Source organism: Pseudoalteromonas sp. SCSIO 43088, from assembly GCF_023650795.1.
GTDB classification, from domain to species: domain Bacteria; phylum Pseudomonadota; class Gammaproteobacteria; order Enterobacterales; family Alteromonadaceae; genus Pseudoalteromonas; species Pseudoalteromonas shioyasakiensis.
Map to the genome: position 1 here is coordinate 1,249,896 of NZ_CP072675.1, position 22,093 is coordinate 1,271,988.

Sequence of the window (22,093 nt, forward strand, 5' to 3'; positions counted from 1 at the left end):
TATTAACATTCGTAAGATAGAATCATAAGTTGTTAAAAGGAGAAGTCATGCGTGATTCTAATGTGCCTTTCGAGTTTAAAGAAGATGCTTCTGAACAATCGCATACTCAAAAAACATGGAAAGTTTTAACGGTTGAAGACGACTTAAATTATCAACAAGCATTACTAAACAGTTTTAATGCCATATCTCTAGATAACAATGAGTCTCTTGAGGTATTAACGGCAAATTCAGTGTCAGAGGCATCGTCTGTGTTATCGCGTCACAAAGACATCGCTATTGTATTTCTTGATGTGGTAATGGAAGAAGATGATTCAGGCCTACGACTTGTGAATACTATTCGCCACGTATTAGGCAACAACGATATACGCATAGTGCTATTAACAGGGCAGCCAAGCTTTGCCCCCGAACCACAAGTAATGCAATCGCTTGATATTGACGAATATTGGAATAAGTCTGACATGACGGTAGATAAACTTAAATCTATCGTTAGTAGCCATCTTCGTACGTATCAATATATTTCGCAAATCTCAAATGCCAAACAAGGACTGCAGTTAGTACTTGATGCGGCAAGAAGCATTAATAGTAAACACGACATACGTGCATTTTCTCATGCGGTGCTAGATGAAATAGGTAAAATTTTGCATCTATCTAAGGGAGGCGGCGTATTATGCGTTGGCAATGAAAAGCACGTTGATAAACACCCAAAAGTTCTTACTAGTGTCGGTTGTTACAGAGGGCTTGATGGTAAAGAGCTCAGCACTGATGTGCTCAGTGAAGAAGCACAGCAATCGTATATTTTAGCAAGAGATAAAAAAGAGCATGTGTTTTCTGAGCATTACAGTGTTTTTTATTTTGATACCGCTGATGTTGATGTTAGCTATTACATCACGATTGTTAAATCAGATGTTCCCATCGACGAGCATAATGTATTTTTACTAAAGGTATTTAGTGAAAATGTCAGTACAGGCTTTTCGAATATTGCACTGATGAACCGCCTTACTGAGCTTGCTTACACCGATATAACGCTAAACATGCCCAACAGGAACTGGCTCCAGCGCGAAATCGATAACATGAACAAATACGAACAAGCTGAAACTCAGTTAGTGGTGTTTGAGATACTTCAGTTTGACGAAAAGTCTTTTCGGTTTGGTCATGAATTTTGTAAAAAAACACATCTAAAAATGCGCGAGAATATTTTGCAAGCCTTAGCGCCGTATCACCCTCGTATCGCTGTTTTTAAAAGTGATTGTTTAGGTGTTTTAGTGTCAAGCCATGCATTTGAAGATGAAAGCGTTGTTGACTCTTTAAAACGTCAATCTTTTGAAATTGATGGGGTAAAACAGTATTTAGATGTGCGTATTTTAGTTATGCAATTAATCGCCTTTGAAGATCATAGCGCAGAGCAAATATTCAATTTAGCAGAGTCTACTCTTAATGATGAAAACACACAAAGAGCTGAGCTTCTCTATTATACGTTAGATAATACCAAAGCGATTACACGGCGCTATGAATTGATGCAAGAGCTGCGCACCGCAATACGCAACAAAGAGCTCCAAGTAGCCCTACAACCCAAGGTTAATTTAACCACTAATGAAGTCATTGGTTTTGAAGCTCTGGCGCGATGGCAAAGAGGTGATGGAACATTTGTCAGACCCGATGAGTTTATTGAACTTGCCGAAACTGCAGGACTTATTAGTGAGTTAGATAAACTTATTTTCGATAAAATAATGCAGACGATTAAGCAATTTGCAGAGCAGGGCGTTAGTTTGCCAATCGCGTTTAATGCCTCTACGTTTGATTTGTTAGCCGATGATTACTTTGTTGAGATTGCGGCACGTATTGAGGAATATGGCATTTCACCTTCGTTACTTGAGCTTGAAGTAACAGAGACCCAAGCAATTTTTAACTATGAAAAGATCAATACATGTTTATGTCGTTTTGCGGGCTTGGGTATAAAAATTAGTATTGATGACTTTGGTACTGGCTATTCGTCACTTGCCCATATTAGTGAAATTCCTGCGCAGATAATAAAAATAGATCGCTGCTTTGTAACCGATATTCAAGAGTCAAAATCTAACCAACACATTATCGAAATGATAATGTTGCTGGCAGAAAAATTTGGCTTTGCAGTAACAGCAGAGGGTATTGAAACAGAAGCCGAACACAACTGGCTTATTGAGGCGGGGTGTAATATAGGCCAGGGCTACTATTACGCAAAACCCATGTTTTATGATGATGCATTGCAGTGACTAAAGGGCAGGTCTAATTAACTTTTATGGTAGAAGTAACAAGCCAATATAAGCCACTGAAAAAAAGTCTACTTTTTAAATTTATGGTCATGGTTGCTGTTAGCTTATTAATTAGCTTGATGGTTTATGTGATTCAATACCAAATACAAAAAAGTAGTGTCATGCTTTTGCAAGATAATACCTTACTTGCCGCTCACAATACCCTAAGCAGGGAGCTTGGTGATGTACGTAAAGTTGTTAAGTTGCTGGTGGCCGATGATATATTAAAGCAAAGTGGTGAAAGCGCATTACTTGAGCATCAAATACAAACCCATTTTGTGAACTTTGGTTTAGCCGCAGAAAACATTTCTCAAATACGTTGGCTAGATAGTGAAGGCCAAGAAAGGTATCGGGTTAACTTTAAAGCAGGGCAAGCGGAGCGAGTACCAACAAAACAGTTACAAAATAAAAGTAGCCGTTATTATTTTACCGAGGGGATGGAGCACAGGAAGGGTGAAGTTTATATCACGCCAATAGATTTAAATGTAGAGCGTGGCGCAGTTGTTACACCGTATGAACCAACATTAAGAGCATCTTACCGAACCACAAGCGATGATTTTATTCTAGATGGGTTAGTGGTTGTCAATTTTGACCTGTCGAAAACTTTACAGCAAATAAAGTCACTCAGCACCTTACAAGCACAAATACAATTAATTAATGGCGAAGGTTATTGGTTGTTACATCCACACAAAGATAAAGAGTGGGGGTTTATGCTGGAGCAACCTATGCTGACACTCAGAAATGAAGATAGCTCATTATGGCAAGTAATCGCCCAACTGCCGAAATATCAGGATCTTATTGCATCGCACAGTCATGCAACTAGTTTTTTAAAAATGACCTTAGGTAATAATAGCGCAAATGGTACAAACGATATTATTGTACTGGTAAAGGCGGATGATTCTGTACAAAACGAGATTATCTTACGATCTTTTATTATCGCTTTAGCTTGTGCTATTAGTTTGATATTAATTTCTGGTTTATATCTGAAACGCAGTTATCGAGATCAACGTAAGATTATAAAAGCCAGAGCGCACTTAGAACACGAACAGCAGGAGCTGCTTACAGCCAATAGTAAGTTACAACGCTACATAAAACAGCAGCATCAACTACAAGGTGAACTCATTGAAGCACAAAGGTTGTCATCACTCGGTTTAATGGTGTCTGGTGTAGCCCACGAAATGAATACGCCACTGGGTGGTGCTGCTATTTCACTATCGAATGCACAATTAATTAATCAACAACTCAAAGATAAAATAGATGAAGGCTTTACTAAGCAGTTTTTAGAATCAAGCGTAGAAAAAGTTGCCGATAATTTAAGGCTTTCAAGAGTAAATTTAGAGAAGGCTATTGATCATGTGAAGAGCTTTAAAGAAATGGCCCATGATCGGTCAAACGATCAATATATTAGCTTTAATATCGAAAAAGTCATCGATGATCTACTACTTGGTTTAAAATCCCGCTTTAAAGCTTCAAAAGTAACCATAGAAACTAAAATCGATGTCAAAAAAGACATTGTTAGTCGCCCTGGGATTATCTCTCAGGTTATTGAGAGTTTAATCGTTAATGCAATTTCTCACGCCTTTGACGAGCTTGATAACAAACAAATTCAATTGCATGTACATTTAAATCAACAAGGTGACCTTTGTATTAGCGTTTCTGATAATGGTTGTGGGATTGATGACTCTTTGCGTAGTAACTTATTTGACCCCTTCGTGACTACATCTAGAAACCATGGTCATACAGGGTTAGGTTTGTACCTTGTGCATGAATGGGTTACGAGTGTTCTTAACGGAAAAATCCAGCTAGTTGCAAGCAAAGACCTACCTGAAGGAATCGCAACGCAGTTTAAGATAACCTTGCCACGCTTGAAAAAGAACAAAATTAGTTAGCATAGGTTTTTTCATATAGTTGCGTAATGTGACTAATTTCTTTTTCATTCAGTTCATAATGCTTCAGTATCTCTAAAAGCTTGCCTGACGCCGTAATTGCTTTAAGACCTAAAGATAAATTTTGTTGGAAATACTCAGCCTGAGGGTGATTTTTATCAGTAATCACATGTAAGTGTTGAGTAGCAAGATAGGGGGTAACTATTTCTAATTCTGTTTGCTTTGCTTGCTGTAAGCGCTCGCTATTATCGAGCCAATACAAGGCAACCTCTTTTGTGCCTGCAACTAAATCAACACGACCATGCTTTAATAGCAATAAGCTCTCAACCAAGCTACCCGTTGTTACTACGCTAAGGTTTGGGTGGTGCTCAAATTGCTCACTAACCACATAGTCTTCACCCTTGCTAATTGTATATGGCTTTAATGAATACAAAGAGCCTGTGTAGGTAATTTTGCTATCAACACGCTTGAATAACACGGTATGTGCGGTAGCTAATGAAGGTGAATATGTAAAATTTTTTGCTCTTTGCTTGGTATAAAAAGCACCTAGCACTGCAACACGTTTATGGCGTTTGGCAAGCTTTAGAGCACGTCCCCAGTGGGTGTATTCAATGGTGGCTTGATGTTTTTGTGTTTTCAGTGCTGCGATGATGACTTCGTGCAGCCAGCCCGGCTTGTTTGGCTTATCAATAAAATAAGGAGGAAACGGCTCTGTGACCAATTGCCAAGTTTGGCAATTGATTGAAAAGCTAAATAGTAAACAACAACATAAAAGGCTTAACCGACTCATCATAGATAATGCATTTTTTGACAATACTGGTTAAAGCATAGTTAAAATATCGGCTATTTAAAGGGCGTATGGACTAGTTTTTGCTGCTCTGGAGTAGCTCTTAAGTATGAACCTTGCTCATACCAGTCACCCAGTACAGTGCGGGTTAGTGTTTTTCCATTTTGCTTATAGTGATGCACATTAGGGCGGTGAGTATGACCGTGGATCATATTAGCAACCTGATGCTTTTCAAACATGGCTAAAACCGCATCTTCGGTAACATCTAAAATCTCTAAGGCTTTGCCAGCTTGGCTTTGTTTTGATTTTTCGCGGGCGTTGCGGGCAATCTTCTTACGATACCAAAGCGGCATAGCAAGCATTAGTTTTGGCCACCACCAACCACGGCTTTTTTTACGAAACTTTTGATATTCAATATCTTGAGTGCACATTTCATCACCGTGCAAGATAACTGTTGGAGTACCGTATAAATCAATAACAACTTGTTCAGGTAGTAAAGTCATACTTGCGCTTTTTGCATAGTCTTCTCGCATAATGAAATCGCGATTACCATGAATAAAAAACACCTCAGTACCACTTTCACTGACTTGGCTTAAACGTGCGGCAACACTCTTTGAAAGGTCAGTTTGATAGTCATCACCTACCCATACTTCAAAAAAGTCACCCAAAATATACAGTGCATCAACGTCATCATTAATAATCTTGCTATCAAGAAAATCAAAAAATGCCGCAGTGATGTCTGGGCGGTTTTCTGTTAAATGGAGGTCGGCAATAAAATAACTTTGTTTCATGGTTACTCGCAAAAAAGCGGGCAAAGGCCCGCTTAAAAAGACTAAACGATTAAATTAGCTAACCGTTACTTTTTCGATGATTACATCTTCAAGAGGTACGTCTTGGTGGAAGCCAGCGCTGCCAGTAGCAACACCTTTGATTTTGTTTACCACGTCCATACCTTCAACAACTTCTGCGAACACGCAGTAGCCCCAGCCTTGTGATGTTTCACTGCTGAAGTTTAAGAAGTCATTGTCGTTAACGTTAATGAAGAACTGCGCAGTTGCTGAATGTGGATCCGGCGTACGTGCCATTGCTAATGTGCCCACTTTATTTGCAAGGCCGTTGTTTGCTTCGTTTTCGATTGGGTTGTTTACTTCTTTTTGAACCATACCCGGCTCAAAACCACCGCCTTGTACCATGAAGCCATCAATTACACGGTGAAAGATAGTACCGTTGTAAAAGCCAGCATTCGCATACTCTAAGAAGTTTTTAACTGTGTTTGGTGCATCGCTTTCGTGCATCTTGATAGTGATGTCACCAAAGTTTGTGTGTAGTACAACCATGAGGTTTCCTATATCAGGTTTAATAATGGGGCTATTTTATAGTAGTTGTCTTTGATTAACAAAGAGCTTGTTTAAAACGATTAACAAAGTGCTTATTCAATTGATAAAGCGCTAGAGCAGCGGCTTTGCAAGTGTTACCATAGAGAATCTCGAAACACCGTTAAGGACATTTTATAAATGGTACAAATTTACAACACACTTACGCGACAAAAAGAGCAGTTTAAACCCCTTGTTGATGGCAAAATCGACATGTACGTGTGTGGTATCACCATTTATGATTACTGTCACATTGGTCATGCTCGTACTTTCGTTGGTTTTGACGTGATTGTGCGTTACCTACGCCACATCGGTTACGATTTAAAATACGTTCGTAACATCACTGATGTTGACGACAAAATCATTAAACGTGCTAACGAAAATGGTGAGTCAATTAATGATTTAACGACTCGTATGACCAAAGCCATGCATGAAGATTTCGACAGCTTAAATATGCTGCGTCCGGATGTTGAGCCAACAGTAACAAACCACATGGATGAAATAATCGCTATGGTTGAGCGTTTAATTGCCAAAGGCCATGCGTATGTTGCTGCAGACGGTGATGTATTGTTTGATGTATCAACCTTTGAGCAGTACGGTGCTTTATCACAACAAGACCTAACCATGCTACAAGCTGGCTCTCGTGTTGAAGTTGCACAAGATAAGCAAGATCCACTTGATTTCGTGCTTTGGAAAAAAGCCAAGCCAGGTGAGCCGTCATGGTCTTCACCATGGGGTGAGGGTCGTCCTGGTTGGCATATTGAATGTTCGGCAATGAGTTCTAAGCACTTAGGTGAGCACTTTGATATTCACGGTGGTGGTTCAGATTTACAGTTCCCGCACCATGAAAACGAAATTGCTCAGTCATGCTGTGCAAATAACGGCAAGTACGTTAATACGTGGATCCACACAGGTATGGTTCAGGTTAATAAAGAGAAGATGTCTAAGTCTTTAAACAACTTCTTTACCGTACGTGACGTTTTAAAAGAATACGATGCTGAATCAGTTCGTTATTTCTTAATTTCAGGTCATTACCGTAGCCAGCTTAACTATTCGCAAGAAAACCTTGAGCAAGCACGTTCGTCACTTGAACGTATTTACACTGCATTGCGTGGCGTAACGCCAATCGAGTGCGATTTAGCTAGCAATGAATATGTGGCTAAATTCAGAAAAGCGATGGATGATGACTTTAACACACCTGAAGCACTACCAGTATTATTTGAATTAGCAAAAGAGCTAAACCGTGTTAAAGATAGCGATGCAGAGCAAGCAGGTAAGCTAGCTTATGTACTACGCAGTGTTGCTGAGGTATTAGGGGTAGCACAACAAGACCCAGAAGCCTTTTTACAAGGTGGCCAAGCTGACGACGAAGTAGCACATATCGAAGCGTTAATAGCAAAACGTAACGAAGCCCGCGCAAGCAAAGATTGGGCGGCAGCTGATGAAGCACGCGATGCATTGAATGCGCTTGGTGTGGTACTTGAAGATTCAGCTGGAAAAACAACATGGCGTAAAGCCTAACTATTCATCGAAGCATAACTCAATAAAAAAGGTTGCCAACGAGGCAACCTTTTTTGTTTTTAATCAATATAGCTATTGACCTCAACTGTACTTGAGCTTTTACCTTGCCATCTCTTCGTATTAACAAGGACAGACATTGAATATTTTACTTGCCATGATCCCCGCCTTTTTATGGGGCACCACCTATGCAGTGACCAAATATGCCACACCTGATTGGCCGCCACTTTTATTAGGCGCATTACGTGCATTACCTGCAGGGTTATTACTTTTATTACTTAAACCTAGTTTGCCGACCCGTTCGCAGTGGCCAAGTTTATTGACTTTAGGTGCGGTGAATATCGCGCTATTTTTTGCCTTTATTTTTATCATGGCAGTGAATCTTCCTGCAGCTATAGCAGGGGTAGGGATGGTGTCTGTGCCAGTTGTGGCTTTGTTATATGCTTGGCTTACTAAAGGACAGCGACCTGCAAAAATTCAAGCAATTTGCGCTATAGCGCTGGTGGTATTGGCTTGGCTGTTGTTCGACCCAGCACATGTGTCATTAAATGTATTGGGAGTGGCCGCTTTATTTGGGGCCTTACTGACTATTGTGATTGGTAGCACCTTAGTACAAAGTTTGTCGGTGCATATACATTGGTGGGTTGTGCTTACCTGGCAGTTAATCATTGGTGGCACTATTTTATTATTGGCTGCGTTTATTGATGGCAGTTTACTTCACCCAGAACAATACCAAGTGATATTTGAGCCTATCTCAGCGCTGCAATATTCTGCGCTATTTTGGTTAATCGTGCCCAATACCGCTATCGCCTATATTCTGTATGTTTGGTTATTAGGACGCATGACTGTGGCTGAGTTTTCATTCGGCACTATTGCTAACCCAATCGCAGGAATAGTATGCGCTGTTTTACTCATAAACGAACAATATCAAGACTGGCAATACCTATTAATGTTTTTGATGATTGTGTTTTCAGTGCTCCCCCAGATGCTAAAGCTTAGGCAGTTCAAACTACAAAACAATTAAAAGCAAAAAAGGCTGCCAATTGGCAGCCTTTTGCAATAATTTAGCTCTTCTTAGCTGTGGTACTTTTCACACGCTTCAAGGGTGTTTTCGATTAAGCTTGCCACAGTCATTGGGCCAACACCACCTGGTACTGGTGTAATGAAATGTGCTTTTTGTTCAGCGATATCGTATTCAACATCACCAACAAGCTTGCCAGATTCAAGGCGGTTAATGCCTACATCAATTACGATAGCACCTTCTTTAACCCAATCACCCGGAATGAACTCAGGTTTACCAACCGCAACAACTAATAAATCAGCGCGGCGAACATGCGTTTCTAAATCTTGAGTAAACTTATGACACACCGTTGTTGTACAGCCTGCAAGTAAAAGCTCAAGTGACATAGGACGACCAACAATGTTTGACGCACCAACAACAACTGCGTGCATACCTTTGTAGCGGACACCGGTAGAGTCGAGTAGGGTGATAATACCCTTCGGTGTACAAGGACGAAGTGCCGGCATACGCTGAGCTAAACGACCAATATTATAAGGGTGGAAACCATCAACATCTTTATGTGGTGTGATGCGTTCAAGAATTTTTTCAGCATCAAGACCCTGAGGTAAAGGTAACTGTACTAGAATACCGTCTACTTCTTTGTCTTCGTTTAGTTGATCTATTAATGCAAGTAAATCTTGCTCAGTTGTGTCGCCAGGTAAATCGTAAGACTTAGATACAAAGCCGACTTCTTCACATGCTTTACGTTTAGAACCAACATACACTTGGCTAGCTGGATCTTGACCAACTAACACTACTGCTAGTCCTGGAGCGCGTAATCCATTCGCTACACGCTCTGCAACTCGCTCTGCTACATTGCTGCGTACTTGTTTAGCTATTGCCTTACCATCGATGATGTTTGCCGTCATGGGTGACCTTTAATTGGGGTTAGTTAACTTGATACTGATACATCTAAATATGATTATCCAATAAAGGGGGCGTGGATACACAAATCATGTTTGTTTGATCATATTTATTTATGTTGCGTATTTTCGCAGAAAAGCATCATAGCGCCAAGATGCAATCTTATATAAAGCGCTACTTTATAAAAAAGAGTTCAAATTTTAGCTTATATTTGCAATATTTAACCATTATGAACTAAAAGTGACCGATTGAATTATTTTCTTAAAAAAATGTTTGACCTGACTCGGTCAAATCACTATTATGCACCCCGTTGTTAACGAGGTCACTCGCAAACAACGGTAAGCATCGGCGATTAGCGCAGTTTGGTAGCGCACTTGGTTTGGGTCCAAGGGGTCGCAGGTTCAAATCCTGCATCGCCGACCACTTTACTCTTTGTAAATGGTGCTTACAGGCAAACTTATGAAGTTTTCGATGCGCCCGTAGCTCAGCTGGATAGAGCAACGCCCTTCTAAGGCGTTGGTCGAAGGTTCGAATCCTTCCGGGTGCGCCATTTGAAAATATGTAAATGCCGTGGTGATTGTAGCTCAGTTGGTAGAGCCCCGGATTGTGATTCCGGTTGTCGTGGGTTCGAGCCCCATCAGTCACCCCAATTTACTCTAAGATATCGGCGATTAGCGCAGTTTGGTAGCGCACTTGGTTTGGGTCCAAGGGGTCGCAGGTTCAAATCCTGCATCGCCGACCACTTTTAATAAGTGGTCTTTATTTTCAAAACTTCTCTCAGTATCGGCGATTAGCGCAGTTTGGTAGCGCACTTGGTTTGGGTCCAAGGGGTCGCAGGTTCAAATCCTGCATCGCCGACCACTTTTAAAGATTTATGGTCAAAGAACAATTGGTTTGGGTATATCCAATTCAGTCGCAGGTTCAAATCCTGCATCGTCGACCACTTCTCAATTTCTAAATACATCCTTTAATTCAGCTTAATTCTCCGTTGTTATTTTGTTGCGTTCGTTTTTTACGCATTTAAACGCTGATTGCTGCTATATACGCCAAATAATTGCCCCCCAGACTCGACTATCATAAATATTAGGTTATAATGCCGCGTCTATTGTTTAACATAGTGCCCATAGGGGCAAAGCAGCAATGGTATCTCATGGTTACAATGCGCCGTTTTAAGTTGAAATATTCAGCGTTAAAACTTGCTATCACTCATGGAGATCACCTTGTTTGTAAGGAAGGCGAACAGTCGCCAAAATTGAAGATTGAGGTAAATCATGCAAGTTTCTGTTGAGACGACTCAAGGCCTTGAGCGCCGTCTGACCATCACCGTTCCTGCAGAGAACGTTGAGACTGAAGTAAAAAAACGCTTACAACAACTGTCTAAAACCCAGCGTATCGATGGTTTCCGTCCTGGTAAAGTACCAGCGTCTATCATCAACAAGCGTTACGGTGCTGCAGTACGTCAAGAAGTTGCTGGCGAATTAATGCAACGCAACTACATCGAAGCAATCGTTTCTGAAAAAATTAACCCAGCTGGTTCTCCTACTTTCGCTCCTAAAGCGTTAGAAGCTGGTAAAGATTTAGAGTTCGATGCAACTTTCGAAGTTTACCCAGAAGTTGAAATTCAAGGTTTAGATAAAATTGCTGTTGAAAAACCAGCTGTATCTGTAACTGACGAAGACCTAGCTAACATGCTAGAAACTCTACGTAAGCAACACGCTTCTTGGGCTGAAGTTGACGCAGCTGCAGGCGAGAACGACCGTGTAACTATCGACTTCGTTGGTTCTATCGAAGGCGAAGAGTTTGAAGGCGGTAAAGCTGAAGACTTCCCACTAGAACTTGGTCAAGGTCGTATGATCCCAGGTTTCGAAGACAACATCGTTGGCAAAAAAGCGGGCGAAGAAGTTGTTGCTGAAGTAACTTTCCCTGAAGAGTACCACGCTGAAAACCTTAAAGGTAAAGCTGCTACTTTCGCAATCACTGTTAAGAAAGTTGAAACTCAAGAGCTTCCTGAGCTTAACGACGAGTTCGCAACTAAATTCGGTGTAGCTGAAGGCGGTGTTGACGCTCTTAAAGAAGAAGTTAAAAAGAACATGACACGTGAGCTTGACCAAGCAGTTAAAGCTAACGTTAAAGATCAAGCTATCAAAGGTCTTTTAGCTAACAACGAAATCGAAGTGCCAAAAGCGCTAGTAGATCAAGAAATTGATGCACTACGTCAGCAAGCTGCACAACGTTTCGGTGGCGACGCTAAAAACATGCCTGAGCTTCCAGCTGAATTATTCCACGAGCAAGCTGTAACTCGCGTTAAGACTGGCCTATTACTAGGTGAAGTAATTAAAGCGAACGAGCTTAAAGTTGACGACGCTAAAGTTGAAGAGTTAATCGCAACTGTAGCTTCTGCATACGAAGATCCAACTGAAGTAGTAGAGTACTACAAAGCAAACGATCAGCTTATGCAGCAAATGCGCAACGTAGCGATGGAAGAGCAAGCAGTTGAAGCTATCCTAGCTAAAGCAAACGTGACTGACGTTGAAAAAGCATTCGACGACATCATGAATCCACAGCAAGGTGCTTAATAAGTCATTGACTTAAGCTCTCGCTAGCGATTAAATGGCTCGTGTTACCCTGTATTTATACAGCGTACTCGGGCCATTTTAGTTTGTGGTATCAGTTTCAAAAAAACCAACAATACTGATGTTATTTCAGAACTTTTTTCGGCGAGGATTGAATTTGTTCTGATAAGTTCCTATATAGTTATAAAGATTGAATAGACAGCTTAACTTACATTAGTATAAATGTGCTTTCCTTATAGTAAGGATGAGTCGCAGCGGATAAGGAATTAAATAAGAATGAATAGCGGTATGATAGACCCTCTAAACGCACTAGTCCCTATGGTTGTTGAACAAACAGCTAAAGGTGAGCGCTCATATGATATTTACTCACGTCTTTTAAAAGAGCGCATTATTTTCTTAACTGGCCAAGTAGAAGATAACATGGCTAATTTGATTCTTGCGCAAATGCTGTTTTTAGAATCAGAAAACCCAGAAAAAGATATTTATCTTTACATTAATTCGCCAGGCGGTTCTGTGACTGCAGGTATGGCAATTTACGATACAATGAATTTTATCAAGCCTGATGTAAGCACTATTTGTGTTGGCCAAGCGGCAAGCATGGGTGCATTCTTGCTATCAGGTGGCGCTAAAGGTAAGCGTTTTTGTTTACCTAACTCACGTGTAATGATCCACCAACCATTAGGTGGCTTCCAAGGTCAGGCATCTGACTTTGAGATCCATGCCCGTGAAATTTTATCAATTAAAGATAAGTTAAACCGTTTAATGGCTGAACATACTGGCCAGCCACTCGATGTGGTTTCTCGTGATACAGACCGTGATAACTTTATGACTGCTAGCGAAGCAGTTGAATACGGCCTAGTTGACTCAGTATTTTCAAGCCGCGATTCGAAGTAATCTGAATAGCTAATAATAACGTATTGTTAGCTATCACCCTTTACTATGCGAAAACTGATATTCTTTGATATAGTTAAACATAGTGAATTAGCAGTAGCCCAGTGCTACTGCCAACGTAATAAATGAGGTAGCTGAATGTCTGACACTCCTACAGACGGCGACAAAAGTAATAAATTGTTATACTGCTCTTTCTGCGGCAAAAGCCAGCACGAAGTTCGCAAACTAATTGCTGGCCCTTCAGTATATATTTGTGATGAATGTGTAGAGCTGTGTAACGATATTATCAGGGAAGAAATCAAAGACATTGCGCCGAAGCATAATGCGTCTGATAAACTGCCTGTGCCGAAAGAAATTCGTGATCACTTAGATGATTACGTGATTGGCCAAGACCACGCTAAAAAAGTGCTGTCGGTTGCGGTATACAATCACTATAAACGTTTACGCAATCAAACAATCAATGCAGATATTGAGCTTGGTAAGAGTAATATTCTACTAATCGGTCCTACAGGTAGTGGTAAAACATTACTTGCTGAAACCATGGCTCGTTTACTTGACGTACCATTCACGATGGCCGATGCAACGACACTAACTGAAGCAGGTTATGTAGGTGAAGACGTTGAAAACATCATTCAAAAGCTACTGCAAAAATGTGATTACGATGTAGAGAAAGCACAACGTGGTATTGTTTACATTGATGAAATTGACAAGATTTCTCGTAAGTCTGACAATCCATCGATCACCCGTGACGTATCGGGCGAAGGTGTACAACAAGCCTTACTTAAGCTAATTGAAGGTACGGTTGCATCTGTGCCACCACAAGGCGGCCGTAAACATCCACAGCAAGAGTTCTTACAAGTTGATACTTCTAAGATCCTATTTATCTGTGGCGGTGCGTTTGCTGGCCTGGATAAAGTGATTGAACAACGCAGCCATAAAAATACCGGTATTGGTTTTGGTGCTGAAGTTAAGCAATCATCAGGTAGCCGTAGCTTAAGTGAAACATTCAAAGATGTTGAACCAGAAGATTTAGTGAAATACGGATTAATTCCAGAGTTCATCGGTCGTCTTCCGGTTGTTGCGACACTCACAGAGCTAGATGAAGCGGCGCTTATTCAAATCTTAAGCGAACCAAAAAATGCATTAACTAAACAGTTCTCTGCATTATTTGCGATGGAAGATGTTGAGCTTGAGTTCCGCGAAGATGCACTTAGCGCAATTGCTCATAAAGCAATGGAGCGTAAAACAGGTGCTCGTGGCTTACGTTCAATCGTTGAAGGCGTATTACTTGATACTATGTATGAATTACCTTCGATGGATGATGTTAGCAAAGTGGTTATTGATGAAACCGTTATTAAAGGTGAATCAGACCCAATTTTGATTTACCAAAGCGGTAACCAAGACAAAGCTGCATCAGAATAAAGCTGTAATAGTTTAAAAGTTAAGCAGTTGAACACGAAAAAGGAGCCAAAGGCTCCTTTTTTTATAAATATGTTGAACTTTCCCTTACATATCCCCATATACTTGAGTAATCTTTAAAATAAATGAAGTGCGAAGAGAATATAATGACGCTTGAGAGAACAGATCGAGTCGAAATCCCCGTGTTGGCACTGCGCGATGTAGTGGTTTATCCACACATGGTGATCCCGCTATTTGTTGGTCGTGAAAAATCAATAAAATGCCTAGAAGCGGCGATGGACAAGGACAAACAAATTTTCCTAGTGGCGCAAAAAGACGCCTCTGTTGATGATCCGCAGCAAGATGATATCTACCGTGTTGGCACCATTGCCACAGTACTTCAGTTATTAAAGTTACCTGATGGCACCGTTAAAGTGCTTGTTGAAGGCACACAACGTGCGAGCGTTGAAACGTTTTTAGATAACGATGATTTCTTTGTGGCAGAAGCACAGTTCATCGAATCAAGCCATATCGACGAGCAAGAACAAGATATCTTTATTCGCAGCGCAATTAGCCAATTTGAAGGCTACGTAAAGCTTAATAAGAAGATCCCACCTGAGGTACTTACTTCTGTGTCTGGCATCGATGAAGCTGCACGCCTTGCTGATACCATGGCAGCACACATGCCGCTTAAGGTACCTGAAAAGCAAAAAGTACTTGAGATTGCCGATGTGACTGAGCGTCTTGAATACTTAATGGCACTGATGGAAGGTGAGATTGACTTACTGCAAGTTGAGAAAAAAATCCGTACCCGCGTGAAAAAGCAGATGGAAAAGTCGCAGCGTGAGTATTACCTCAACGAGCAAATGAAAGCGATTCAAAAAGAGCTTGGCGAACTTGATGATGTACCCGATGAATTCGAAGCAATTAAAAAACGCATCGAAGAGTCTGGTATGCCTAAAGAAGCGCAAGAGAAAGCAAATGCTGAGTTATCTAAATTAAAAATGATGTCGCCGATGTCGGCGGAAGCAACTGTCGTGCGCTCGTACATTGATACGTTAATCAATGTACCTTGGAAAAAACGCTCTAAGGTGAAAAAAGACTTAGCTGGCGCACAAAAGATTTTAGATAGTGACCATTACGGCTTAGATAAAGTTAAAGAGCGTATTATTGAGTATCTAGCGGTGCAGCAGCGCACTAATAAGCTTAAAGGCCCAATTTTATGTTTAGTCGGTCCTCCTGGTGTAGGTAAGACTTCACTTGGTCAGTCAATCGCACGTTCTACAGGTCGTAAATATGTGCGTATGGCATTAGGTGGCGTTCGTGACGAAGCGGAAATCCGTGGTCACCGCCGTACTTACATTGGTTCTATGCCTGGTAAGTTAATCCAGAATATGACTAAAGTTGGTGTAAAGAACCCATTATTCTTATTAGATGAAATCGATAAGATGTCATCAGATATGCGTGGCGACCCAGCATCAGCATTACTTGAAGTACTTGATCCTGAGCAAAACAGCCATTTTGCCGATCACTACTTAGAAGTTGATTACGACTTATCTGATGTGATGTTCGTGGCAACATCAAATAGCTTTAATATTCCAGGTCCATTATTAGACCGTATGGAAGTGATTCGTTTATCGGGTTACACCGAAGACGAGAAACTAAACATTGCTAAACAACACTTGATTCCAAAACAAGTTAAGCGCAATGGTTTAAAAGAGCATGAAGTTGAAATTGCTGACAGCGCAATTATTGGCATTATCCGCTACTACACACGTGAAGCGGGCGTTCGTAACTTAGAGCGTGAAGTGTCAAAACTATGCCGTAAAGCAGTTAAAAACATCCTGCTTGATAAAGACACTAAAAAGGTCCTTATCGACGATAACAACCTTGAAGAGTTCTTAGGTGTACAACGCTTTGATTATGGTAAAGCAGAAGACGGTGACCGTATTGGCCAAGTAACGGGTCTTGCGTGGACTGAAGTAGGTGGTGATTTACTAACTATTGAATCTGCAGCTGTACCAGGTAAAGGCAAGCTAACTTACACAGGTTCGCTTGGTGATGTAATGCAAGAGTCAATTCAGGCTGCGATGACGGTCGTTCGTAATCGTGCTGAAAAACTTCGCATTAATAGCGACTTCTATGAGAAACGTGACATTCATGTTCACGTGCCAGAAGGTGCAACACCAAAAGATGGCCCAAGTGCTGGTATTGCCATGGTAACTGGTTTGGTATCGAGCTTAACGGGTAACCCAGTGCGCTCAGATGTTGCAATGACAGGTGAAATCACATTACGTGGTGAAGTATTACCTATTGGTGGCTTAAAAGAGAAGCTATTGGCAGCGCATCGTGGTGGAATTAAAACCGTTATTATTCCAAAAATTAACGAACGTGACTTAAAAGAGATCCCAGACAACGTATTAGAGGGCCTTGAAATTCACCCAGTTACATGGATTGATGACGTTTTAAAACTGGCTTTGAAGCACCCAGTTGAGAGTTTTTCTGTCGAAACTGAAAAAAACCAGTAAAAAACCGCAAAAAAGTGCATTTAGGGGCTTTTCAAATACAAAGGGTATGATAAGTTAAGCACTAGTTTTCAAGCCTAGGCCTTATGTGGCCTAGGGTTGAGAAAAATATAATAAACTGAGCATAAACTTAATTTGCTCATAAATTTTCAAAACAGTGATGTTATTTTTTATAAAAACAATCGCTCTTGATAATAACAATGAAAGAGGATGATATTGTGAATAAATCTCAATTAATCGATCAAATCGCAGCTGACGCTGACATTTCTAAAGCGGCTGCAGGTCGTGCACTAGATTCATTCATCGAGGCTGTTTCAGGCGCTCTTAAAGATGGCGATTCAGTAGCGCTAGTTGGCTTTGGTACTTTCTCTGTACGTGAGCGTGCAGCGCGTTCAGGTCGTAACCCGCAAACTGGTGAGACTATCCAGATTGCTGCAGCAAACATTCCTTCTTTCAAAGCAGGTAAAGCGCTGAAAGACGCAGTAAACTAATCATTAAAGATTAGTTGGTGAGAGATACCTAATCACACTTAAATTGAATTTAGGTAACTTATCACCAGTTACTTCAAGTGAAAAAGCGTATCTGGTAAGATACGCTTTTTTTACATGAGCAGGGTTAATTTGTACCTGATCAGAATAGAGATAGATAAATGCTTGAGAAAATCAGAGAAGGTTCGCAGGGACCTGCAGCCAAAATTATTTTAGGCGCGGTGATTTTATCTTTTGCTTTAGCTGGGATCGGTGGTTATTTAGGACAAACCACAGAGCAACCCGTTGCAGAAGTAAATGGAGTTAAAATTAGCCAAACCGAATTCAGCCGTGCATACCAAAACGAACGTAACCGTTTAGAACAACAATTTGGTGAATACTTCGCACAAATCGCTGCTGATCCAAATTACATGGCACAAATTCGCCAAGGCGTAATCGACCGTTTAGTACAACAAGAATTGCAAACTCAACTAGCGGCAGAATTAGGTCTTCGTGTAAGTGACGAAAGTGTTCGTAAAGCAATTTTAGAAATGCCTTACTTCCAAGTAGGCGGCCAGTTTAGCAACGACCGCTACTTACAAGTTATTCGTCAAATGAATTTCCAACCAGATGCTTTCCGTGAATATTTACGTGAAGACATGACACGCAGCCAATTAGTAGGTGCTGTTGCTGGTACAGATTTCATCTTAGAAAATGAATTAAACAACAGCGTTGCTCTACAACAGCAAACGCGCAGTATTGATTACTTAGTTGTTGCTAAAGAATCATTACAAGCAGGTATCGAAGTAACAGAGCAAGAAATTGCTGATTACTATGAGTTGAATCAACCGCAATTCTTAGCACCAGAGCAAGTGTCTGTAAGCTACATTGACTTAAATGCAGCTACCTTAACGCTTGATTCAAGTGTTTCAGAAGAAGATATCAAAGCTTACTATGATCAAAACAGTGCACAATATGTTGAGCCTGAAAAACGTCGTGTATCGCACATCTTAATTGATAACAGCGAAGACGACGATGCAGCAAAAGCGAAAGCTGAAGAGCTACTAGCGCAGTTACAAAACGGTGCTGATTTTGCTGAGCTAGCTGAGTCATCTTCTGATGACGTAGTGAGTGCAGAAATGGGCGGCGACCTAGACTGGATTGAACGTGACATGATGGACCCTGCGTTTGAAGATGCAACGTATGCACTTGAAAGCAAAGGCGACATTTCTGACGTTGTAGAATCAGAGTTTGGTTATCACATCATCAAACTTACTGATATTCAAACACAGCAAGTTAAACCATATACTGACGTAAAAGATGAGCTTCGCGCTGAACTTGAGCGTACTAAGAAAATTAATGCGTTCTATGAAAAGCAAACTCAAATGGGTGAGCTTGCGTTCGAAATTTCAGATACTTTAATTGATGCAGCAGAAGCAGCAGGCGTTGAAGTACAGAAAACAGAACTTGTTACTCGCAATGCATTACCTGAGCCGTTAAACAACCCACAAGTTGTTACTGCTATTTTCTCACCTGAAGTGTTAGAAGACCGCATGAACTCAGAAGTAATTGAAGTAGGCGATGAGCATGCTGTTGTTGTTCGTGTAAACGATCACAAAGCTGCGACTACGAAAGCACTAGCAGATGTTTCTGAGCAAATTAAGGCGACGTTAGTTTCACAAAAAGCATCGGAGCTTGCTAAAGAAAAAGCACGCACTCTATACGCTGAGATCGAAGCTGGTAAGAGCCTAAACGAAGTTGCACAAGCTGAAGGCCTAACAGTACGCCAAGAAGCTGCACTTGCTCGTCAAGCTTACACAGTGTCACCAGCTATTGTTCAACAAGCTTTCAAAATGGCTCACCCACAAGGTGCACCAGAGGTTGAAGTTGTTGACCTAAACAATGGCGATGCGGCAATTGTTGCGTTAAAAGCAGTTAATCCAGCGACTGAAGTTGAGATTAATGAGCAACAAAAGCAAAACATCACTATGGCTCAAGTGAATAAAAACTACATGGTATTTATTGCAGCACTAAAAGCACAAGCTGAAGTGCAAGTACCGCAAGCGACTCAAGCTGCTGAATAAAATAATTAGCAAACTGAGTTAAATAAAAGGCGCCTACTGGCGCCTTTTTTGTTACCGTTAAAGGTAATGCAAGTTACAAGGAGCATTTATGGAGTACAGTCTGATCGAGCAGCTACCAAGCGCAGAAGAGTACTGTGATATGCGCCTCAAAGCTGGCTTATCAGCACGTTCATTAGCGGCTGCAAAGGCGGGGTTACCAAACTCTCTTTATGCTATTTGTATTCGTAAAAACGATGAGTTGATTGGCATGGGCCGCGTTATTGGTGATGGCGGTTGTAATTTTGAAGTGGTTGATATTGCAGTATCACCTGAATATCAAGGACAAGGGTTAGGGCGTGTCATTATGGAACATGTTGACCGCTACATTGAATCTGCCGCCTTTGAAGGTAGTTATGTCACTATGGTCGCTGACAAACCTGGCTTTTACGAAAAGCTTGGCTACAAGTTTGTCGCACCACAAAGCCAAGGGATGTATAAAAAGTTTTGATACGAGTGAAAAGTAACAAGGGGAAAGAGTAAAGCTGCAAGAGTAGAGTTAATTGAGTGATCAAACCGCTCGCGTAGGAGGCGTTTTAACGCCGAATCAAACTGATAGCTTACGGCTGACAGCTGAGAGCTCACTATCAGCAGTTCAACAGTTTCTGCGTTACGCTTGATTGCGGGTTTTGGAAAATCGCTTCAGTTTGGCCGTATTCAACAATCTCACCGTGATCAAATACCACAAGTTGGTCGCTAATATGACGCACCAAACTTAGGTGATGAGTAATAAGCACATAGCTAAGGCCAGTATCTTTTTGTAGACGCAGTAATAAGTTTACCGTTTGTGCGCGTACAGACGGGTCTAGAGACGATAACGCCTCATCGAGCACTACAACCTTAGGGTCTAAAATTAAAGCCCGTGCAAGCGCTATACGTTGCAATTGTCCACTACTAAACATATGCGGGTAATAGTGCTGATGATCTAAAAGCAAACCCACTTTTGCGAGGGTTTGTTTTATTTTATCTTCACGCTCTTCTTTGTTTAAGTCAGTGTTGTACTGTAAACAGTCGTTAAGCATGTCGCCAATGGTTAAACCCGGGTTCAACGACGCCTCAGAGTCTTGGAAGATCATACGAATGTGGCGACAGTCGTTATCACGCAAGCCATCATTTTCGATGATATTACCATCGAGCAAAATTTGCCCTTTATCAGCGTTATCGGCTCCTGAGAGTAATTTAGCTAAGGTACTTTTGCCTGAGCCGGTTTCGCCGATAATTGCAATGGTTTCACCTTGCCCTAAGCAAAACGAAATATCTCTTAAAACAGAGAATCGTTTGCGTGAAAACAAGCCTGCACGCAGGTTAAAACTCTTTGATAACGCTTGAACTTTGAGCAGTGGTTGCATTATTTCATCGCCTTAATTAATGGGAAATGGCAGGCATAACTATGACTATGATGCTTGGTCAATTTTGGGGTAACCACACATTCTTTTTGTGCTTGTGGGCAACGTGGACCCAAGCGGCAGCCTATTGGCAAATGCTGCAAGGTCGGAATGGTGCCTTTTAAAGCATAAAACGGCTCTTTGTGAGCCAGACCTTGCTCGTAGTCAGGCAAGCTTTTTAACAGTGCTTGAGTATAAGGGTGATATGGCTGACTAAAAATACGATTAGTTGGGCCAGCTTCAACCATTTGTCCGCAGTAAAGAACATGCATGCCATGAGACCACTCAACAATTTCTTCAAGTTCGTGAGAAATCATCAAAATCGACATGTTCTTTAGCTGGTTCAAGCTTTTTAACAGTCTAAATACTTGCGCACGCGTGGTGCTTTCAAGGGCGGTAGTTGGCTCATCGGCAATCAATAGTTTTGGGGTACGCGCAATGGCCATGGCAATCATCACTTTTTGACAAATCCCTTCAGAGAGCTCATGAGGGTAGCTGTCGAGCACCTTTTTATGATCTTTAATACCGACCTTGTGGATTAACGCTTTTACTCTGTCTTTACGCTGTTTATTTCGCTTTAAGAAAAAGCCACTGGTTGCTTGCGCAGGCAGGGTCTCGGCAATTTGGTCGAATATCTTGGCAGTTGGATCTAGGCAGCGACTCGGATCTTGGTAGATCATAGCAATGTCTTGACCTACTAGTTTACGGCGTTGCTCGTTAGATAAGCGCATTAAATCAACACCACGCCAATGCATGCGATCAGCGGTGATATGCCAGCGTTTATTTAAAACCCCAACAATGGCTTTTGCAATTAAGCTTTTACCTGAGCCAGACTCGCCAACTAAAGCATGCACTTCACCTTCTTTTAAGGTCATGCTGACTCTATCAACCGCACGAATAACGGTATCTGAGGTGCGTAACTCTATCGTGAGATTGCGAATATCGAGTAATTGCATAA

The 22,093-nt window shown here is 41.2% G+C and carries 17 protein-coding genes and 5 tRNA genes; 16 read left to right on the top strand and 6 right to left on the bottom strand.

The genetic code is table 11. The annotated features are described in order from the left end of the window. The first annotated feature begins 47 nt into the window (after positions 1-47). A complete protein-coding gene (locus J8Z28_RS05695; protein ID WP_250660057.1) occupies positions 48-2,249 on the top strand; it encodes an EAL domain-containing protein in 2,202 nt (733 codons plus the stop codon). Between the two features lie 26 nt (positions 2,250-2,275). After that, entirely contained in the window at positions 2,276-4,177 is a 1,902-nt protein-coding gene (locus J8Z28_RS05700; protein WP_055021715.1) for a sensor histidine kinase, read from the top strand. Here the strand turns inward: J8Z28_RS05700 and J8Z28_RS05705 are convergent. Genes J8Z28_RS05705 through J8Z28_RS05715 form a run of 3 tightly spaced genes read right to left on the bottom strand, consistent with a single transcriptional unit; the run spans position 4,170 to position 6,298 of the window. Continuing rightward, positions 4,170-4,967 (bottom strand): type 2 periplasmic-binding domain-containing protein, encoded by a 798-nt coding sequence (locus J8Z28_RS05705; protein WP_054562082.1) that lies wholly within the window; start codon positions 4,965-4,967, stop codon positions 4,170-4,172. The two genes, J8Z28_RS05700 and J8Z28_RS05705, sit on opposite strands and share 8 nt — an antisense overlap. Before the next feature lie 50 nt (positions 4,968-5,017). After that, positions 5,018-5,752, bottom strand: coding sequence for a UDP-2,3-diacylglucosamine diphosphatase (locus tag J8Z28_RS05710; protein WP_054562081.1), 735 nt, complete (start codon positions 5,750-5,752; stop codon positions 5,018-5,020). Between the two features lie 54 nt (positions 5,753-5,806). After that, positions 5,807-6,298 (bottom strand): peptidylprolyl isomerase, encoded by a 492-nt coding sequence (locus J8Z28_RS05715; protein WP_054562080.1) that lies wholly within the window; start codon positions 6,296-6,298, stop codon positions 5,807-5,809. A gap of 177 nt (positions 6,299-6,475) precedes the next feature. On the opposite strand from J8Z28_RS05715, the gene cysS reads away from it, so the two are divergent. Further along, entirely contained in the window at positions 6,476-7,855 is a 1,380-nt protein-coding gene (cysS, locus tag J8Z28_RS05720) for a cysteine--tRNA ligase (RefSeq protein ID WP_055021714.1), read from the top strand. Between the two features lie 136 nt (positions 7,856-7,991). After that, positions 7,992-8,876, top strand: a complete 885-nt coding sequence (locus J8Z28_RS05725) for a DMT family transporter (protein WP_055021713.1) — start codon at positions 7,992-7,994, stop codon at positions 8,874-8,876. 50 nt (positions 8,877-8,926) lie between these two features. Here J8Z28_RS05725 and folD read toward each other — a convergent pair whose 3' ends face one another. Beyond that, positions 8,927-9,781 (bottom strand): bifunctional methylenetetrahydrofolate dehydrogenase/methenyltetrahydrofolate cyclohydrolase FolD, encoded by an 855-nt coding sequence (folD, locus tag J8Z28_RS05730; protein ID WP_054553151.1) that lies wholly within the window; start codon positions 9,779-9,781, stop codon positions 8,927-8,929. Between the two features lie 341 nt (positions 9,782-10,122). Between folD and J8Z28_RS05735 the strand changes: the two genes are divergently transcribed. From J8Z28_RS05735 to J8Z28_RS05790, 12 genes are all read left to right on the top strand, one after another. Further along, positions 10,123-10,199 (top strand) — tRNA-Pro (locus J8Z28_RS05735). A 50-nt stretch (positions 10,200-10,249) separates the two neighbouring features. Continuing rightward, positions 10,250-10,326 (top strand) — tRNA-Arg (locus tag J8Z28_RS05740). A gap of 23 nt (positions 10,327-10,349) precedes the next feature. After that, positions 10,350-10,425: transfer RNA gene (locus tag J8Z28_RS05745), tRNA-His, on the top strand. A 16-nt stretch (positions 10,426-10,441) separates the two neighbouring features. Further along, positions 10,442-10,518, top strand: a tRNA-Pro gene (locus J8Z28_RS05750). 42 nt (positions 10,519-10,560) lie between these two features. Beyond that, a tRNA-Pro gene (locus tag J8Z28_RS05755) sits at positions 10,561-10,637 on the top strand. A gap of 410 nt (positions 10,638-11,047) precedes the next feature. Next, positions 11,048-12,352, top strand: coding sequence for a trigger factor (gene tig / locus J8Z28_RS05760; protein WP_054553149.1), 1,305 nt, complete (start codon positions 11,048-11,050; stop codon positions 12,350-12,352). 273 nt (positions 12,353-12,625) lie between these two features. Beyond that, positions 12,626-13,243, top strand: a complete 618-nt coding sequence (gene clpP, locus J8Z28_RS05765) for an ATP-dependent Clp endopeptidase proteolytic subunit ClpP (protein WP_054562075.1) — start codon at positions 12,626-12,628, stop codon at positions 13,241-13,243. Positions 13,244-13,378: 135 nt separating this feature from the next. Next, the gene (gene clpX / locus J8Z28_RS05770; RefSeq protein ID WP_054562074.1) at positions 13,379-14,662 is read left to right on the top strand and encodes an ATP-dependent protease ATP-binding subunit ClpX; all 1,284 of its coding nucleotides are present in this window, start codon (positions 13,379-13,381) and stop codon (positions 14,660-14,662) included. A 143-nt stretch (positions 14,663-14,805) separates the two neighbouring features. Then, the gene (lon, locus tag J8Z28_RS05775) at positions 14,806-17,166 is read left to right on the top strand and encodes an endopeptidase La (protein ID WP_054553146.1); all 2,361 of its coding nucleotides are present in this window, start codon (positions 14,806-14,808) and stop codon (positions 17,164-17,166) included. Positions 17,167-17,363: 197 nt separating this feature from the next. Continuing rightward, a complete protein-coding gene (locus tag J8Z28_RS05780) occupies positions 17,364-17,654 on the top strand; it encodes an HU family DNA-binding protein (protein WP_175580427.1) in 291 nt (96 codons plus the stop codon). A 158-nt stretch (positions 17,655-17,812) separates the two neighbouring features. Then, on the top strand, positions 17,813-19,714 hold the full coding sequence (gene ppiD, locus J8Z28_RS05785; RefSeq protein ID WP_250660058.1) for a peptidylprolyl isomerase: 1,902 nt from the start codon (positions 17,813-17,815) through the stop codon (positions 19,712-19,714). An 88-nt stretch (positions 19,715-19,802) separates the two neighbouring features. Further along, positions 19,803-20,201: a GNAT family N-acetyltransferase gene (locus J8Z28_RS05790; RefSeq protein ID WP_054562071.1), complete on the top strand. Its 399-nt coding sequence runs from the start codon at positions 19,803-19,805 to the stop codon at positions 20,199-20,201. A gap of 136 nt (positions 20,202-20,337) precedes the next feature. On the opposite strand, the gene J8Z28_RS05795 is transcribed toward J8Z28_RS05790, so the two are convergent. Both J8Z28_RS05795 and J8Z28_RS05800 read right to left on the bottom strand, forming a co-directional pair. Beyond that, the gene (locus J8Z28_RS05795) at positions 20,338-21,099 is read right to left on the bottom strand and encodes an ATP-binding cassette domain-containing protein (protein ID WP_250660059.1); all 762 of its coding nucleotides are present in this window, start codon (positions 21,097-21,099) and stop codon (positions 20,338-20,340) included. Continuing rightward, the gene (locus J8Z28_RS05800) at positions 21,099-22,091 is read right to left on the bottom strand and encodes a peptide ABC transporter ATP-binding protein (protein WP_054562069.1); all 993 of its coding nucleotides are present in this window, start codon (positions 22,089-22,091) and stop codon (positions 21,099-21,101) included. Before J8Z28_RS05800 ends, J8Z28_RS05795 begins: the two co-directional genes overlap by 1 nt. Positions 22,092-22,093: the final 2 nt, after the last annotated feature.

Coding starts and splice junctions, on each gene's coding strand:
- J8Z28_RS05695 (WP_250660057.1), top strand. CDS start 48: ATGCGTGATTCTAATGTGCCTTTCGAGTTTAAAGAAGATGCTTCTGAA.
- J8Z28_RS05700 (WP_055021715.1), top strand. CDS start 2,276: ATGGTAGAAGTAACAAGCCAATATAAGCCACTGAAAAAAAGTCTACTT.
- J8Z28_RS05705 (WP_054562082.1), bottom strand. CDS start 4,967: ATGATGAGTCGGTTAAGCCTTTTATGTTGTTGTTTACTATTTAGCTTT.
- J8Z28_RS05710 (WP_054562081.1), bottom strand. CDS start 5,752: ATGAAACAAAGTTATTTTATTGCCGACCTCCATTTAACAGAAAACCGC.
- J8Z28_RS05715 (WP_054562080.1), bottom strand. CDS start 6,298: ATGGTTGTACTACACACAAACTTTGGTGACATCACTATCAAGATGCAC.
- cysS (WP_055021714.1), top strand. CDS start 6,476: ATGGTACAAATTTACAACACACTTACGCGACAAAAAGAGCAGTTTAAA.
- folD (WP_054553151.1), bottom strand. CDS start 9,781: ATGACGGCAAACATCATCGATGGTAAGGCAATAGCTAAACAAGTACGC.
- tig (WP_054553149.1), top strand. CDS start 11,048: ATGCAAGTTTCTGTTGAGACGACTCAAGGCCTTGAGCGCCGTCTGACC.
- clpP (WP_054562075.1), top strand. CDS start 12,626: ATGAATAGCGGTATGATAGACCCTCTAAACGCACTAGTCCCTATGGTT.
- clpX (WP_054562074.1), top strand. CDS start 13,379: ATGTCTGACACTCCTACAGACGGCGACAAAAGTAATAAATTGTTATAC.
- lon (WP_054553146.1), top strand. CDS start 14,806: ATGACGCTTGAGAGAACAGATCGAGTCGAAATCCCCGTGTTGGCACTG.
- J8Z28_RS05780 (WP_175580427.1), top strand. CDS start 17,364: ATGAAAGAGGATGATATTGTGAATAAATCTCAATTAATCGATCAAATC.
- ppiD (WP_250660058.1), top strand. CDS start 17,813: ATGCTTGAGAAAATCAGAGAAGGTTCGCAGGGACCTGCAGCCAAAATT.
- J8Z28_RS05790 (WP_054562071.1), top strand. CDS start 19,803: ATGGAGTACAGTCTGATCGAGCAGCTACCAAGCGCAGAAGAGTACTGT.
- J8Z28_RS05795 (WP_250660059.1), bottom strand. CDS start 21,099: ATGCAACCACTGCTCAAAGTTCAAGCGTTATCAAAGAGTTTTAACCTG.
- J8Z28_RS05800 (WP_054562069.1), bottom strand. CDS start 22,091: ATGCAATTACTCGATATTCGCAATCTCACGATAGAGTTACGCACCTCA.